The 17458-nt window shown below is 39.1% G+C and carries 15 protein-coding genes and 2 tRNA genes; 11 read left to right on the top strand and 6 right to left on the bottom strand.

The features are described from left to right. Positions 1-550: 550 nt before the first annotated feature. The 3 genes from CFY84_RS06930 (at position 551) to CFY84_RS06940 (ending at position 4520) form a co-directional block, all read left to right on the top strand. A complete protein-coding gene (locus tag CFY84_RS06930) occupies positions 551-4096 on the top strand; it encodes an Rne/Rng family ribonuclease (protein WP_088823495.1) in 3546 nt (1181 codons plus the stop codon). A 253-nt stretch (positions 4097-4349) separates the two neighbouring features. Beyond that, positions 4350-4425, top strand: a tRNA-Lys gene (locus CFY84_RS06935). A gap of 19 nt (positions 4426-4444) precedes the next feature. Next, positions 4445-4520: transfer RNA gene (locus tag CFY84_RS06940), tRNA-Lys, on the top strand. Between the two features lie 56 nt (positions 4521-4576). Here CFY84_RS06940 and CFY84_RS06945 read toward each other — a convergent pair. Continuing rightward, the gene (locus tag CFY84_RS06945; protein WP_088823496.1) at positions 4577-5218 is read right to left on the bottom strand and encodes a hypothetical protein; all 642 of its coding nucleotides are present in this window, start codon (positions 5216-5218) and stop codon (positions 4577-4579) included. Between the two features lie 254 nt (positions 5219-5472). Between CFY84_RS06945 and CFY84_RS06950 the strand changes: the two genes are divergently transcribed. The 3 genes from CFY84_RS06950 to glyS all read left to right on the top strand — a co-directional run bounded on the left by CFY84_RS06950 (position 5473) and on the right by glyS (position 8921). Beyond that, positions 5473-5691 (top strand): PspC domain-containing protein, encoded by a 219-nt coding sequence (locus CFY84_RS06950; RefSeq protein WP_088823497.1) that lies wholly within the window; start codon positions 5473-5475, stop codon positions 5689-5691. Between the two features lie 189 nt (positions 5692-5880). Continuing rightward, complete coding sequence (gene glyQ / locus CFY84_RS06955; protein WP_088823498.1) at positions 5881-6855, top strand: glycine--tRNA ligase subunit alpha; 975 nt, start codon at positions 5881-5883, stop codon at positions 6853-6855. After that, entirely contained in the window at positions 6855-8921 is a 2067-nt protein-coding gene (glyS, locus tag CFY84_RS06960) for a glycine--tRNA ligase subunit beta (RefSeq protein ID WP_088823499.1), read from the top strand. Before glyQ ends, glyS begins: the two co-directional genes overlap by 1 nt. Before the next feature lie 35 nt (positions 8922-8956). Here the strand turns inward: glyS and CFY84_RS06965 are convergent, their stop codons facing one another. Further along, positions 8957-10219 carry a hypothetical protein gene (locus CFY84_RS06965; protein ID WP_088823500.1) on the bottom strand — a complete coding sequence of 421 codons (1263 nt, stop codon included), beginning with the start codon at positions 10217-10219 and terminating at the stop codon, positions 8957-8959. Between the two features lie 297 nt (positions 10220-10516). Between CFY84_RS06965 and CFY84_RS06970 the strand changes: the two genes are divergently transcribed. Next, positions 10517-11104: a hypothetical protein gene (locus tag CFY84_RS06970; protein ID WP_088823501.1), complete on the top strand. Its 588-nt coding sequence runs from the start codon at positions 10517-10519 to the stop codon at positions 11102-11104. Positions 11105-11402: 298 nt separating this feature from the next. After that, positions 11403-11888, top strand: coding sequence for a hypothetical protein (locus CFY84_RS06975; RefSeq protein WP_088823502.1), 486 nt, complete (start codon positions 11403-11405; stop codon positions 11886-11888). A 1-nt stretch (position 11889) separates the two neighbouring features. Here CFY84_RS06975 and CFY84_RS06980 read toward each other — a convergent pair whose 3' ends face one another. From CFY84_RS06980 to CFY84_RS06990, 3 genes are all read right to left on the bottom strand, one after another. Beyond that, positions 11890-12309 carry a protease inhibitor I42 family protein gene (locus tag CFY84_RS06980; protein ID WP_088823503.1) on the bottom strand — a complete coding sequence of 140 codons (420 nt, stop codon included), beginning with the start codon at positions 12307-12309 and terminating at the stop codon, positions 11890-11892. 75 nt (positions 12310-12384) lie between these two features. Beyond that, positions 12385-12948 (bottom strand): hypothetical protein, encoded by a 564-nt coding sequence (locus tag CFY84_RS06985; RefSeq protein WP_088823504.1) that lies wholly within the window; start codon positions 12946-12948, stop codon positions 12385-12387. 130 nt (positions 12949-13078) lie between these two features. Beyond that, on the bottom strand, positions 13079-13540 hold the full coding sequence (locus CFY84_RS06990) for a Holliday junction resolvase-like protein (RefSeq protein WP_088823505.1): 462 nt from the start codon (positions 13538-13540) through the stop codon (positions 13079-13081). 123 nt (positions 13541-13663) lie between these two features. On the opposite strand from CFY84_RS06990, the gene CFY84_RS06995 reads away from it, so the two are divergent. The 3 genes from CFY84_RS06995 (at position 13664) to CFY84_RS07005 (ending at position 16151) form a co-directional block, all read left to right on the top strand. Further along, on the top strand, positions 13664-14308 hold the full coding sequence (locus CFY84_RS06995) for a ParA family protein (RefSeq protein WP_088823506.1): 645 nt from the start codon (positions 13664-13666) through the stop codon (positions 14306-14308). A gap of 79 nt (positions 14309-14387) precedes the next feature. Next, positions 14388-15467 carry an AI-2E family transporter gene (locus tag CFY84_RS07000; RefSeq protein ID WP_088823507.1) on the top strand — a complete coding sequence of 360 codons (1080 nt, stop codon included), beginning with the start codon at positions 14388-14390 and terminating at the stop codon, positions 15465-15467. 120 nt (positions 15468-15587) lie between these two features. Then, a complete protein-coding gene (locus tag CFY84_RS07005; protein WP_088823508.1) occupies positions 15588-16151 on the top strand; it encodes a superoxide dismutase family protein in 564 nt (187 codons plus the stop codon). Between the two features lie 50 nt (positions 16152-16201). Here CFY84_RS07005 and CFY84_RS07010 read toward each other — a convergent pair whose 3' ends face one another. Next, positions 16202-17443, bottom strand: a complete 1242-nt coding sequence (locus CFY84_RS07010) for an MFS transporter (protein ID WP_088823509.1) — start codon at positions 17441-17443, stop codon at positions 16202-16204. Between the last annotated feature and the right edge of the window lie 15 nt (positions 17444-17458).

A 17458-nucleotide genomic window follows, 5' to 3' on the forward strand; every position in this document is an offset into this window, starting at 1 on the left:
TCGTAAGCTCGGAACGGTCCCAAAAGAATATGCCGACGCCGAAGGCTTTAGTATATCGGCAAATGAGTAGGCTGTTGTGTTAATTCATGCTTTCGCATAAAAAACAGTCTACAACCCAAATATATGTGGCCAACTTAGGTTGGTTTATTAATGTAAACTGAAATGCATCGATGAGTCATTCGCTACGATTTATTAGATTTAAATTGTGATGTCTATACATGCTATTGTTAGTTTAAGTATCTGATACGATGCGTATTTTCCGTATTTGACTTGGCTGAACAAAGATCAACAAGCTGAATTAACAGTAAATTTATCTTAGCAAAATAACAGAACAGAACGACTAATAAATCATTCAGGTGAATTTAACTGATTTCGTAAGATAAATACACCTGTATAAGTAAACGTAAGCATGTATTGTAACCATAAACGAATGTGGAAAATATAATCTCTTAATTGCATACAAGAAGTTAAAAGATTAGTACATGGAGTGCTTAAGTTTACGCCGTCAAGACTGACTGATCGTTGTAATTCAATGATTAGGTATTCACCCATGAAACGTATGCTGATTAATGCGACACATGCTGAAGAAGTACGTGTTGCACTTGTCACAGGTCATCGTCTATATGACTTCGACCTTGAAAACCGTACTCGCGAACAAAAAAAATCAAATATTTATAAAGGCCATGTCACTCGCGTTGAGCCTTCTTTAGAAGCTGTATTTGTTGAATATGGCGCACAACGTCAAGGTTTCTTGTCGATGCGAGAAATTGCACGTAGCTACTTAAATAGTAACCGTGACACATCAAATATCCGTGAACTGATCACAGAAGGTACTGAGCTTTTAGTCCAAGTTGAAAAAGAAGAGCGTGGCAATAAAGGCGCTGCTCTATCGACTTATATTTCACTTGCCGGGCGTTATTTGGTCCTGATGCCAAACAATCCAAAAGGTGGCGGAATCAGTCGACAAATTTCAGGCAGCGTTCGTGAAGAACTCAAAGAAATGTTGGCATCATTAAACATGCCACGTGGTATGAGTGTGATTGTCCGCACTGCAGGTATTGGTCGTAGCCAAGAAGAATTACAGCAAGATTTACAACACTTGCTTGACCTATGGGCACAAATCCAAAGCACCTGCAATTCAGGTCCATCACCGATGCTTGTTCATCAAGAAGCGGGCGTTGTTACACGTGCAATTCGTGATTATTTACGTGATGATGTTTCTGAAATTTTAATTGATAATGAGCAAGCATTTAATGAAGCATATAACTTTGTTAAAGTGGTCATGCCGCGTCAATTGGAAAAACTTAAAACATATACACAAAATGAGCCATTATTTGCACATTTTGGTGTTGAAAGCCAAATTCAAACTGCCTATGAACGTGAAGTAAAATTGCCATCAGGTGGATCAATTGTCATTGACCAAACTGAAGCATTGGTTGCGATTGATATTAACTCAGCCAAATCAACACGCGGTCAAGATGTAGAAGACACTGCATTAAATACCAATTTAGAAGCTGCAGAAGAAATTGCTCGTCAATTGCGTTTACGCGATATTGGTGGCTTGGTTGTCATTGATTTTATCGACATGAGCAAAGACCGTAACCAACGTATGGTTGAAGCTAAATTGCGTGAAGCGACACAAAGTGATCGTGCACGTATCCAATTTGGTCAATTGTCTCGCTTTGGTTTAATGGAAATGAGCCGTCAACGCTTACGTCCATCATTAGAAGAATCGACAGGTTATGTGTGCCCGCGCTGTCATGGCACAGGCATGGTACGTGATGTACGTTCACTGTCGTTATCAATCATGCGTAAAGTAGAAGAAATTGCATTACAAGAGCGTCAAGGTGAAGTTCAAATTGAAGTCCCTGTCGAAATTGCAGCTTTCTTATTGAATGAAAAACGCCATAGCCTTGTCTACTTAGAGCAAAGCTCAAATGTACGTATTACTGTATTGCCTCACCCGCATTTAGAAACACCGCATTACCAAATCCAATATAATCCTGAAGGTTTTGCGCCAACCAGTTATGAACGTACCGAAGCAACACGTTCAAGTGAAGCAGAACTTGGTTACCAATCTTCAGAATGGCATTTAGATGAAGCTGAAAAACCAGCACATGTTGCTCAAGCACAACCTGCCAAGTTGGCTACACAAGCAACACCTGCATCGCAACAGCAAGCAATTAAAGCTCAACCTGCGTCAAGCAGTGCATGTGCATGGTTAGAAAACTTGTTTACCCAAAAGCAAGCACAAACTGTTGATCAAACCCGTACAGCAAACCATGCTGCACAAGCCATTGAACAAATGGTAAATAGTGGTTCTGTGAGCAAAGGTCAATTTGGTTCAATCACAACACCTGTAGAAACAGTGCCTGCAGCTGTAACAACATCACAAAATGCGTATACCGAATCACGGACGCAACAAGCAGCGCCTGCACAAGCAAAAAATGAAAAACGTGAAGAGCGTGAAGAACGTCCTCAACGTAACAATAAAAAGCAGCGCAATAATAAATATAAAGAACAGCGTGAGCCACAAGCTGTAGAGCAAAACACAGCACAAGTTGCTGAGCAAAATGTACAATCACACGCTGCTGTACATGAAGAGGTTGTTCAAGCACCTCGTCAAGAACGTGATGGACGTCGTCAACAAAAACGTCAGCACTCTGAGCGTCAGCAACAGCCTGAGCAAAACACTCGTCATGAACAAACGGATGCTGTACAAGAGCAAAATGCTGCTGTACCACGCCGTGATCGTAATCAACAGCGTCCACAACGCCCACAACGTCAGCGCGATCAAAGTGTATTGCAAGAGCAGTCCCCTGCTGCTACACCTGCCAAAGAAAAAGCTGTGGCAGCAGAACGCAATGATGTACAAGTGAATGTGATTGATGTGCCACGTCATGAAGACTTGCCAACTGCACTTGTTGTCAATATCGATCAAGAAACGCGTGATATTGTTGCGATTAATCCACAGGCACCTGCAACTCCAGCGGTTGTGTCAGCAAAGCCTGCTCCACAACAACAGCCAAAGCCACAAGCGACTGCCCATGAAAAAGTAAAAAATACTGATCATGTGGCAGCAAAAACGCCTGCACCTGCTGTTAAGGAAACAAAAGCTGCTGTTGAAAAAACAGAAGTTGAGACCAAACCAAGCAACCATCGTGCAAGCAATGATCCACGCTCAAACCGTCGTCAGAAGCAAGCACAGCAAGCAAAACAACAGCCTGTTGTGAATAAAATCAGTCCAACAGAAAACCCAGCTTTAAAGCAATACAACATTGGCAGTTTAATTCGTCATGTGTATGGCGAAGATTGTACGGTGTTGATTGAGCAGTTTGGTTTAATTCCGACATTTAACCGTGCTTTAGTGAAGTTCACAGAAAGTTATGTGGCATCATTAAATGAAACTCCACGTGTTCAAGCTGATACCAAACAGCCAATCACACGTGATGTTCAAGTGCCAGTTAAAGCCAATCAGGATCAAGTGACCACTGAAGCATTATCACTTGTACCACCAAAAAGTGAGCAAGTGCGTGTTGCCAATGATCCACGTGAGCGTCGTCGCTTGGCTAAATTGGCTGCAAGCCAAGCCTTAGAGCAAGCAAAAGCGCAGCACATCAAAGAAGAAGCCGTGTCTGCTGAGCCTGTTCAAAATGAAACTGCTGAATCACAAGCAGAAGCCGCTGAACCTGTCGTGACTGAACAAACCACCTCACCTGTGGTTCACTCAGAAACAGAAACTGTAAGCAATGAAACTGTAACTCCAGAAGCAGCAACACCCCCTGCAGCTGAAGCTACAGTCACAAGCTCATCAGCAGAAACAGATGAAAGCGCTTCTGAGCAGACAGCTACAAATACACCTGCTGCTAAAAAATCTAGCGCGACTAAAAAGGCAGAAGCAACTTCTGATGAGCATCGTTCAACAGAAGAAGCACCTGTAGCCGATGCAGGAGATAAAACGTCTGCAGCAAAAACAGCAGCAGAGAAAAAAGAAGCCAAAGAGAAAGCAGCAGACAGTAGCAGTGAAAAAGCAGCTCGTCCCCGCCGCCCTCGTGGTCGTCCACCTAAAAAAGCGGTAACGCCAAAAGCTGAATAACAGCGTTATAAAAGCCACCTTTTAAGGTGGCTTTTATTTTGTTTTATCTTAATAAACAAGCCAATGAGCAATAATAAAAATTTGAATAATCAAAAAATTAACTAAAAAAACCCTTACTTTTTTCAATCTAGTGTATGTTTTTTGATAGATTGTCACCAATTTGTAGTTTTTATAATCAAATGCTTCACTTTTTAAGAATTACCCCTTGTCATGGTCAAATAAATTGCTACAATACGCTCCATCAAGAAAAGATGGGTCGTTAGCTCAGTTGGTAGAGCAGTGGACTTTTAATCCATTGGTCCCGCGTTCGAGTCGCGGACGACCCACCACTCTTTCTTTGATCATTATGGGTCGTTAGCTCAGTTGGTAGAGCAGTGGACTTTTAATCCATTGGTCCCGCGTTCGAGTCGCGGACGACCCACCAGATTCAAAAAAGCCTCTTACACTAAATGTGAAGAGGCTTTTTTTTATGTACCCTTTTTATTCAGGTACACGTTTTAAATAATAGTTTTGCGATGCAAATGGATATCCAGCACGATAGGCTTTTAAATTCACAAGCTTATTACGAGATGTATCCATCAACAGTGAATGATTCGGTTCAACACGATAAAAAACACGCATACCGGTCGAATAAGAGATCACCACATATTTGCTTTGATTAATTTGTGTAATGCCCCAATGATCACGGAAATAGTGTGGTGAATTACGAGAGTCTAATTTGATTGCCCCTAAACCCTTAATAAAACGGTAAACAGTGCCATTCGGCAATAAATTCAAAATAAAATCGACAGAACCTTTTTCGTTTTCTGTACAACGTGCAATAGGGTCTTTACAAGAAATAGTCACTTTATAACGCCCCACCAGCGTTTTTTCTTCTTGATTTAAAATACGACCAATTGGTTTTTCATCTAAAACTTTGGGTGCAGTCGCTTTTCCTGCAATGCTTAATAAATTACCGCTATGCTCAGATGGTACAGGCGCAGGCAAATCACTTTGATTCACAGGTTTAATTTCATGATTTTTTAATTGTTCATTTGAATTACTACAACCGATTAGACCAACTGTACTCAAGAGCAATACATGCAGCACATATTGGGAGCGATATAATCTAAACTGATGCATGACTTACCTCTAATAATAATTACTGACGACAAAGAAAGTAAGTTTTAATCAAGTGACCACTTTTAATGCGAATCTAGCTTTATCGAGCATTAAAAAATACTGACGTATTTTAATAATAAACGCCTTATATTTCGTACAAAATTTACATAATTTAACGCTTTATCTTGCCGAAACTCATTTAAAATTTTTGTCTACCCCCAATCTTATTTAATAAGAACGAATTGTTTGCAATGTGCACTGTAAAGGAGGTTTTCATGGCAAATTTAGGTTTATATCGCTCGCGTAAGCACAATATGATCGCAGGTGTCATGGGCGGTGTCGCAGAACGTTTTGGATGGAATGCCAATTTATTACGCGTCATTTTTGTGATTGTGTCAGTTGCGAGTGCTGCGTTCCCAGGTATTTTAGTTTATCTTTTATTATGGCTTGTTATGCCAAAACAAGATGCTCAACTTAATGCCCCAAGCCAATAAAATTTTAAAATACCTAAATTGAATGGTTAAAGCAACGCTTAAAAAAAGATGCTCTATACTTAGGGCATCTTTTTTATGGTTGTACTAAAACTCAGCAGGCTTTGTTATTTTCTTCATCAATATGCTTTGCCTCAGATTCGTAAAATCCTTATACTGATGGCAATTTTCTTATAATTTAATGGATGCTACATGAGTCGCGCCATCTCTCATATCGATACCTTTCAGGGCCTTATTCTTGCCCTTCAAAACTATTGGGCCGAACAAGGCTGTGTCATCTTACAACCTTATGATATGGAAATGGGTGCAGGCACCTATCATACGGCAACCTTTTTACGTGCATTAGGACCTGAGACTTGGAATGCTGCTTATGTACAGCCGTCTCGTCGTCCTAAAGATGGTCGTTATGGTGAAAACCCAAACCGCTTACAACATTACTACCAGTTTCAAGTGGCTTTAAAGCCGAATCCAAGCAACATTCAGCAGCTTTATCTTGATTCATTAAAGGCCATTGGTATTGATACCCTTGTTCATGATGTTCGTTTTGTCGAAGATAATTGGGAATCACCCACTTTAGGTGCATGGGGTCTTGGTTGGGAAGTTTGGCTCAATGGTATGGAAGTGACTCAGTTCACGTACTTCCAGCAAGTCGGTGGGCTTGAATGCTATCCTGTAACCGGTGAAATCACTTATGGACTTGAACGCCTTGCAATGTATTTACAAGGTGTAGACTCTGTTTACGATTTAGTATGGACCAAAGGTCAATTTGGTACTGTAACCTATGGCGATGTTTTCCACCAAAATGAAGTCGAACAATCCACATATAATTTTGAATACGCACCTGTAGATAAACTGTTTGAGCTGTTTGACTTTTATGAAGCAGAAGCAAATCGTTTAACTGATGCAGACCTGCCCTTACCTGCTTATGAGCAAGTGATTAAAGCATCACATACATTTAACTTATTAGATGCTCGCGGCGCAATTTCAGTGACTGAACGTCAGCGTTATATTTTACGTGTTCGCACACTTTCTCGTGCAATTGCTCAAAGCTATGTTGCAGCACGCGCCAAACTTGGCTTTCCTATGGCTGATGCGACTTTACGTGAAGAAGTCCTTGCCAGTATGCAACTTGAGCAAGATGCCAAAACACAGGCGGAGAAAAAATAATGAATCAACATACTGTCTTATTTGAGCTCGGCTGTGAAGAACTTCCGCCTAAAAGCCTAAAAACATTACGTGACGCATTGGTTGCAGAAACTAAAAAAGGACTTGAGTCTGCAGGGCTTCAATTTGCACATATTGATGGCTATGCAGCACCAAGACGATTGGCTATTAAAATTACTAATGTTGATGCAGCACAATCTGATACTGAAAAACGTGTTGATGGCCCAGCCAAACAAGCGGCTTTTGATGCTGAGGGCAAACCAACCCGTGCACTTGAAGGTTTTATGCGTGGACAAGGTGTCACTGTAGACCAGTTGCAAACTTTTGTTGCAGGTAAAGTCGAAAAAGTATGCTATTACAAGCAGATTCAAGGTCAACCTTTAGAGCAACTTTTACCTGAAATTTTGCAGCAGGCATTAAATCAATTGCCAATTGCAAAAAGAATGCGCTCTGCAGCCAGCCACACTGAATTTGTACGTCCTGTGCAATGGGCAGTATTGCTTAAAGATACCGATATCATTGAAGCGACAATTCAAGATCAACAAACATCAAATATCACTTTTGGACATCGCTTCCATGCCCCAGAAGCAATTAAGCTTGATCATGCCAATGATTATCTAAGCAAATTAGAACAAGCTTATGTGATTGCAGATTTTGAACAACGTCAGACCATTATTCAAAAGCAAATTCAAACTTTAGCTGATGAAGTTAATGCAATAGCCATTACACCTCACAATTTATTGAATGAAGTGACTGCATTGGTTGAATGGCCAGTGGCACTTCGTGCAACATTTGAAGCACGTTATTTGGCTGTACCGCAAGAAGCATTAATTACCACCATGCAAGACAACCAAAAATACTTTTGTTTGGTCGATCATGCAAATAAATTACAACCTTACTTTATTACCATTGCCAATATTGAGTCAAAAGACCCTCAACAAATTATTGAAGGTAATGAAAAAGTTGTTCGTCCACGTTTAAGTGATGCTGAGTTTTTCTTTTTACAAGATCAGAAACAACCTTTGGCATCTCGTTCTAGTAAACTTGCCAACATGGTATTCCAAGCTCAACTTGGTACCTTATGGGATAAATCTGAACGTATTGCACAATTGGCTGTGGCATTGGCTCCAATTACAGCAGCGAATCCAGAACAAGTTAAACGTGCAGCTTATCTTGCCAAATGTGATTTAACATCTGAATTGGTGGGTGAGTTTCCTGAGCTACAAGGCATTGCAGGGACTTACTATGCGCGTATTGAAGGTGAAGATGAAGAAGTTGCAGCATCGCTTGCTGAACAATATTTACCGAAGTTTGCAGGTGATGTATTACCTGCCACCAAAACAGGAACAACCATTGCCCTTGCCGATCGTTTAGATACCCTAGTTGGTATCTTTGGCATTGGACAAGCCCCAACAGGCTCAAAAGATCCATTTGCACTACGCCGTTCAGCGATTGGTATTTTGCGTTTAATTATTGAAAATCAGCTGAATACTTCATTAGACACTTTGATTCAACTTGCAATTCAAGGTTATGGCGACATTATTAAACAGCCTGCTGAGACACTCAAAGATGCCACTGCATTTTTAGAGGGTCGTTATCGTGCTAAATATGAAGACCAAGGCGTGGCGATAGATGTTTTACAAGCTGTACAAGCGCTATCACCAAGTTCACCGCTTGATTTTGATCGCCGTATTAATGCTGTCAATCATTTCCGTACCCTGCCTGAAGCCACAGCACTTGCTGCAGCAAACAAACGTGTTGCCAATATTTTGGCAAAATCACATGTTGATGGTGAAGTAGAAGCTCAGCACTTGGTTGAAGATGCAGAAAAAGCGCTTTATCAAGCCATTCAAGAGATCACACCTCAAGTGACGCCATTACTCAATGCGCAGGACTATACCGCAGCACTTACGCAGTTGGCGGCATTACGTGCACCAATCGATCACTTCTTTGATCATGTCATGGTCATGGCAGATGATGAAACTTTAAAAGCCAATCGACTTAAATTATTGGCTGCATTAAATGCTTTATTTACAGCTGTAGCCGATATTTCGGTGTTACAAGCATAAATTTAAAAGCCCTCAATTTTGAGGGCTTTTTTAGCTTAAACTAAAATAAAATGCGTACTGTCATCTGCCGCAGTGTCAATAAAATGACATACACCATGATCATCGCTACTCAGCGCAAGCCCTTTGTAACTGATCACATAATAATGTTCGTGCTTTTTTAAGACCAAAGGCGTCATATCTAATGACAATGGATCATGTTCTTTAAATAATTTCATCACATGACGGTCATTCATTGCCACCAAATATCTCTCATGGTTAATTTCAACTTTAACCAAACCGCTTGATTTCACTAAAAGCGGAATTAAATATTTGTCATTTAGTCGAATTGAATCTTGTGAGTAGCTTTCAATCTTACTGCTAATCATATTAAAGATTAAAAAGCCTGCATGCTGATCTTGTAGCTGTAAACGAGATTCCTGTGGCAAACTGACTTTAATACCAAGCTTTTGTAAATCTTGTTCAGTCACTTGGCGACGACTCAGCATGACACGGGTAATAAGCTGTTTTAATGTCGGATCTAAATATTGAGCATCAAGCTGTAAATCATTATTTTTTAGAATAAGTCCTAATGCTTTACTGTGACGTGACATCAATTGACTAATCACAGTTCGATAATAAAATTTACTGTTCTTTTTCACCGCACGCATTTGTGCATAAAAATATTGCTCATCTAAATCATGACGGATAAAGTCATTTAATAAACTTGAGCTTGCTAAAACAGACAATGCCTCATGCCCAGTAAAAGGCAGCTTTAAGGTCAAAAGATTGGGAATAAGCGCTTTAATTTTTAAATAATGTTCACGATCATTTGCATAATATGGATCATAAACGATGACATATTCTGTGGTAGCAGATACATCTTCAGCTGCAACGCGCATATCACGGTGCAAGCTCATATCAAAAAACTCCGCATAACGGCGATCTTCGACATCTTGCGGGTCAATACTATATTGCGGCACAAATGCAATCGCACGGGTCATACGAAGCAGCTTAGCGTATTTGAGGACAGCATATCCTCCCATAGAACCGCCATAACCAATGATCTGTTTGTACTGTGCCAAATAAGGCTCAATCGCAGATAACATATTGATAATGCTTTCTAAAGGAAACCATGATTTTTCTTTTGGCATAATGCCAATCACATTATAATCATATTTAATTAACGATTTTTCAGCGTTAATACTCAAGCCTTTCGCACGAGTAATTAAATCACCAAAAGATAAAACCAACTCATCGGAATGACCTGCTAAAAAAATAACTCTGATTTGCTCATCTTCAAAAACTATTTGCTTATCCATTCCACACCAAGGTTTAAATAAATCGTTATCTCAAATTTTAAATCATTGAAATAAGATAAAAAATAATGTCATTGTTGGTTTAAATTAAAATAAATATTTATCAAAGAAAATATAACATGCATCATCTAACTTAATCTGATAAAAAACCAACGCATAATTAAAGCTTCTAGAAAAAAACCATAAAAAATGAATAGTTAATCAATTAATCCCATGTATTAACTTCATGAAATTGTCATATATATTTGTAACAGTATACGCGGAAAAACGATTATTTACCTCTTTATTGGAATTTGGGGAATGCATTACATTAAAACGCCTGAAGGGATCACGGCATTGCAAACGCGTGATCGAATTTTATCCACTAAACAGCGCCAACTTCTTATTTTAATCGGTTGTAATGAATTTGAGAAGTTGTCCGATATTCTCAAAGAAAAACTCTGTACGTCAGATCTCATAGAGAGTTTGTTATCTCTTGGATTTATTAAAAGAGATAGTTTTTCAAATCAAAGTGCTACGCCATCTCAAGCAACTGAGGTGGTGAGCAAAGCAGATGTGGCTGAAATTATTAACCATGTTACTGCGGCTGAACCTGAGGCTACGCCTCTTGTCAAAGAGGCTATTGCCCCTGCTGCACCTGAAGTCAAAACCTATGATGACATTGAGTATAGCTTAGACAACATGAAATCAATGATTTCTACAGCACTCAATACCTATTGTGGTCTTATGGCGCGTGCCCATGCACGTAATGTCAGCAATTGTGCAAGCGTTTCAGAACTCAAGCGCTCACATATGATTTCAATCACCTTACTACAAGAGAGCAATATACCCAAATCAGAGTTGCTCGACTTAACAAAAATTCTAAAAATATTTTATGAAAATAACTAATTAAAATTACCTGTACTACAACATTAAAACCAATTTATACCTCATTGTATAAATTGGTTTTAATTTTTTATCATTTGCATTAATCAAGCGATATCAGTTAGAAATACTCAAAATTAATTTATACCTTAACAAGATATAATTAATGCCCAACTTAATCGCATTGCTGCACGAATAAAAAATGATTTATGATTATTTTAATCTATTAATTCATTTGTAATGATTCATGCAATGTCTACGCAATACAGGTATAGCCTACTTTCATCATCTTTGCATACGCAATATATGGCCATTTAGCATTGTGTGTCTGATTGCGCTTAGTGCTTGTACAAAGCAGCCTCCTGCCGATGCCTTAGAGGCACATTCACACCCACATACTCATGAAGTCGAAACACCTATGCTTCATACTGCATCACCAGCGCGTGATGATTTAATACAATTACAATCCTTTGTGGTTGAATTTAAAGTATTGACTGAACACACAGCAGAAGAAATTCAAGCCCTTAAGCAGCAAAATATGCTTGCACCTGCTTATATTACCCAGCAGCAAGCTACTCAGGCATTGGCAGCCGTCAATATGTTAAATGATCTTGAATTACAAACAAAAAGAGGACAATCCATACAAGCGTTATTATTAGAATATTGGTCGCATCAAGCAATGTATTTTAAACAGCAAGTGAATGAGCATACTGTCGATAGCCAAGCGTATCGACTACCTGCCAATAAAGAGATTTTAGTCAGAGCACATCAAGAAATTTCTACGTGGGAAGCGACACTAAAACCTTAAATTAACTGACTTTAATTCGGCATAACCACGAGTCAGTGGGCTCCATGTCTTTTTCCCATGCACGGGCATGGATTAATTCGATGGCTTCTTCCCCTTCTTTGATGGCTTCGAATTGATATATTTTTTCAGCATTTTGACCAAGCATCGGGTGATCTGCATTGGCATGATGCTTGGCTTTTTGCTCGTATTGATCAACTTGAAACAGTTGCAATGGTTTTGCCACACTCCATGTGTACCCAGTACTCACATTCTCAGGCGCATGAAACATAAGGCTCTGTCCGACTTTCATTTTGAAAAGTACAGGGCATTTTCGCTTTAAGGTAAAAACATGCGTTTTGCCATCTATAGATTGATTGCCGCTATAGCAATTCATCAAAGTTAAAGCACCGATCAATACGCCTATTCTGAATATTAACTTCATACTCAAGCCCACTCATTCAATCGAGTTGATGTAGATACGGGGTTAAAAACATTTATTTTCTCAATATTGCATGAATTAAATATTTGATTTTTCTATCCATTGAATAGAATGAACTCTGAATAACTCGCATCCACCTTCGCCACCATCAGTATTGGTCAGAGATGAACGCCAAACCATGTTACCATCTTTCACCTGAACAAGTTCACCTGTTAGTCGAATCAAATCACCACGACTTGCGCGCTGAATTTGTTTAGCGATTTCAGGGTTCGCAGGAATGATGTGCATATTTGACACCATTTGCATGGCAATTTTTGGTGGTACAGGCAGCTGATTCATTTGCCAATTCAAAAAACGGTCGTATTGACGTACATGAATGTTTTTTGCAATGCTTGGATCTGCAAATAACCCCCAACTGACTGCATAGTCAATGGGTGAAAATTTTGCTTGAATGTCATTTGTATATGACTTGGTGCTTAAAATTCTAAACTCACCTTCAAATGGCTTTAAGGTATCAATGGATTGACCTTGTGCCAAAATTGGTAATCCTCGGGCAACATTGTAAGTTACATCGAGTTGTGATGCAAAAACCTGACTAGTAAAACCAAACAAAAAAATGAAACTTAATAATATACGTTGCATAAAAAACCTTTATTCATACAACCAAGAATAATATCTATAGTATACAGATAAACCAAAAACTAGGTAACAATGGCTTTATTTTAAGTAGTGGTTCTGTACAACACGATCAAGTTATTCTCATTTTCTGAGATTACAACTCGATCCGAACTGTTTCAAAACGTACACGCCCTGCTTGAATGGCATAAGCAATTGCTTTTTGACCTGCTGTTAGTTTGGCATGACCACTTTTAATATCAATAAAAATGACTTCAATATCATCAATGGTACCCACACCATCACGGAACTCGGTATATCCATTAAATACCACATAATCGATAGGATCGCCCATAAATTTTGCATCAGCCGGTAAATATTCAAATTCAGGAAACATCGGTGCAAATTGTTCGGCAAGCTTACCTTTTAAAATGGCTCGGCTAGCATTCACACTGCGCTTTTGTGCCATTTCTAAATCCTGCTCATGTTCTAGCTGAAGCTGAGCAATATAGTGCTCGTACTCTGCTTTAATTTTCCCATTTCGTGTGTGTGAAAGGATCCATGTACTGATCAAGCCACCAAAACATAACCCGATTATAAAAATCATCCAGCCTGACATAAGTTTTCCAAATAATGACGTTGAATCTATTGAATAAAACAATTCATGATGATAGACACATTAGTATATTTTAGACATATAAAAATGTTACAGTGTAAAAAGCATAAACCACTCAGATACCTCATGAAAACAATATTGATCGCGAACCAAAAAGGTGGCTGTGGCAAAACAAATACCGCCATTACGGTAGCTACTGCTTTAGCAGCCAAAGGCTACCAAGTTGCCATTGCCGATGCAGACAACCAAAAGTCGACGTTACATTGGACCAAGCAACGGCCATCGACTGCGTTTAAAATCATGACGTTAGATTGGCGTAATGAAAAATCAATTGGCGAAGCACCAAGCCATATTGATTATTTGGTCATCGATGCTCCAGGCGCTGTTTCAGGTGAACATGCGGAACAGCTCATTAGTGAAAGCCATGCTATTATTACCCCATTACAGCCTTCATTTTTTGATTTACACAGCACCAAATCATTCCTTAAACGCCTAAAAGATATTAAACGTATTCGTAAAGGCAAGGTCGAAATTTTGTTGGTTGCAAACCGTGTAAAATATAACAGTGCTAAATCGCCTGAATTTCAAGAATTCTTCAAAAAAATTGAGCAAGAACCCGTGGTTTGGATTTCTGAACGTAGTGCCTACGGACAATTGGCAATGCAAGGTTTGAGTATTTTTGATCAACATCAAAAGCGTTATCTTGACATTCAAAAACAATGGCAACCTCTTTTAGATGCTATTATTGAAGATGAAACCAAGTGGTTTTAAATAACCATGATCCTCAATAATAATGACATGAAACAATTATACGTTTTTTGGCTCAAACCATCAGGATATTAAGACGACCGTGCAACGCTATATTCCAGGATTACTGCATCGTATTTTATTGCTCAGTTTGATACTGATACTCATCTATTTAAGTTTTAGTGTCTTAAAATATTTTATTATTCCCGTGGTTTGGGCAATCATTATTGCATATATGACATGGCCAATTTATGAGTGGATCCGAAAGAAATGTGGTCCACAGCGTCATACATTAAATGCATCTATCATGCTGTTACTGATCATTTTTACGATTGGGTTACCAATTGCATTCGGTATTATTACAGTGCAGCAAGAGGGACAAAACCTCTATTTCCAAGTTAAAAATCAAATTATGTCAGGCAATTTAAGCCTACCTGATTATATTTTGCATTTGCCAGTCATCGGCCCTGAAGCAGAAAAAATTCTTACTAATTTTAATAGTAATCCTGAGAGTCTCACGCAAAATATTTTTGCTTGGTTGCAAAGTCATTTAAATTATGGACGGTTCGTTGTCGGTGAAATCAGCCGTAATATTGTGAAATTAAGTTTCACCTTATTGTGTTTATTTTTCTTTTACCGCGATGGGAAATCATTATTAAACCAATTTCACTTTGCATTACAAAAAGTTATTGGTACACGAATCAATCATTATATTGAAACCATTTCTGATACCACACGCGCTGTGGTGTACGGGATTGGCTTGACGGCCTTAGTACAAGCTATTTTGGCAGGACTGAGTTATTTTGTCGCAGGTGTACCTAACCCTGTGGTCATTACTTTAGTCACTTTTGTTTTGGCACTGATCCCATTTGGTACACCAATTTCTTATTGCAGTGTTGCATTATGGCTATTTTCACAAGGCCGCGTAGTTGCAGCCATTGCTGTATTGGTATGGGGCTTCGGCATTGTCAGTACTTCAGACAATGTTATTCGTCCGATTGTGATTTCAGGTAAAACAAAAATACCATTTTTATTGATCATGTTTGGTGTTCTTGGTGGAATTACCAGTTTTGGTTTAATTGGGGTCTTTATTGGTCCTGTCATTTTGGCTATTGTGCTTGCAATTTGGCGTGAATGGATTAATGAACCTGAATCTCAGCCGTATCAACCACCTGAATCATAAACCGATATTTGTCATTGAATGTAACAAAGTTATTACACTCTCATGCTTATATTTTTTTAAATAAAAACATATGCTCATGAAGGTAAAGCACATTAAATAAAATACGGAAAATGACTAATAATGAATAATATATTAAAACTCGCGGGACTATGCGGTTTAAGCGGTCTGCTCTTTACAGGCTGTTCAACCATTCATGAACATTACCAAAAACTATCTCATCACAACCATAAAGAACATGTTGCTGTGTATGCTGTATCAGCGCAAGGTGTTGGTGAAAAAATTGGTACAGTCACCCTAGAAGACACCCCACGCGGCTTACAACTTAGCACGGACTTGAAAAAGATTCCGGCAGGTCCACATGGATTCCATATCCATGAATTCGCATCATGCGAATCAACTGCAAAAAATGGTCAAGTTGGTCCTGCACTTGCCGCAGGCAGTCACTTGAATACCAATCATGCAGAACATCATGGTACGCCACTGAGTGGGCATTTAGGTGATCTTCCATACTTAACTGCCAACCAAGCAGGCTATGTCAAAGAAACATCCATTGCACCGCGCTTAAAACTTGCTGATGTCAAAGGCCATGCCATTGTAGTGCATGCAGGTGGTGACAACTATTCAGACACACCAAGCCCACTTGGCGGTGGCGGTGGTCGTTTGGCTTGTGGCGTAATTAAATAATTTGATTCATAAAAAAAGAGGCACATAGCCTCTTTTTTTACATCCAAATTTTATACTGAAGATGTATTTGATTCTGCCAATTCACGCTTTTGCATTTCTTGGATTAATGCACGGCGCGGGAAAGTAAACCACGTTAAAATAATAACAATGCTCGCGACAATATAAGCTGCTATATGGAAATGGCTATATAAAACACGAACAATCTCAATGCCTGAGAAAAAACACAGCATATTTAGCATCGACATAGATGCAGCCACTGTACCTTTAGGACGGTCTGAAGATGAAAACGCCGTACGGAACACCACTGATACAGCAATCCCCTCACCAAAACTAATTAAAGTTAAGCCAATTAACAATAAAGGCAATAACAATGATGGAATGAACAAGCCCACTGCTGCAATCAATGCACCTGCCAACATAATTGGAAAGCCTGCAAAAATAGTTTTACCTAGCGGATAACGATCCACAATTTTAATTAAAACAATATTGCCTAGAATCAATCCTGCAAATACAGGAATTTGGAATAAGCCATATTGTAGGCTAGTTAAACCTAGCTCATCCACCAAGATAATCGGAGAAATCGCAATCCATAACATCAATGGCAACACCACCATTGGCAATGCAATCGCTAAACTTAAAAAGTGATGATCTGCATAAACAGCTTTAAAGCCTTTAAACAATTCAAGCAAAGATTGTGATTGATGTGATGGCGGGATTTCAGGCATGGCACGTTTTAAACCATACCAACTGATTAATGACATAATGGCAATAAAAATGAAGCCCCAATGCCATGAAATATGGTCAATTAGGAAAGCGCCGAGTACAGGGCCGAGTAATGGTGCAAGCAATGAAATATTAGTCATTAACGCCATAACTTTTACAGCATCACGCTCTTGAAATGACTCTTGTACTGCAGCATATCCCACTGCTGAAACAATGGTTAATCCCACGCCTTGTAAAAACCGCAGCAACAAGAACTGTGTCATGCTTTGAGTAAATAGAATTAAAATACAGCAGACTGTAAAAAACAGTACGCCTGACAGCAAGACTTTTTTACGACCAAAACGGTCAGATAGTGGTCCAAATAACCATGCAACACATGCGCCCCCCAGCAAATAAAGTGACATTGCTGAAGGTGCAAGCGTAGTACTTACGCCAAAATGCTGCGTAATTGGTAACATGGCAGGTTGAATTAAATCATTACAGATATATGTTGCCAGCTCAAAGAGAACCAAAGCCAGTGGAAACATTAATGTGCTTCGATTTAATGTTTTTGCGTAAGTATTTTGCATGTTTATCTAAAATAA

The organism is Acinetobacter apis, from assembly GCF_900197575.1.
Lineage (GTDB): Bacteria > Pseudomonadota > Gammaproteobacteria > Pseudomonadales > Moraxellaceae > Acinetobacter > Acinetobacter apis.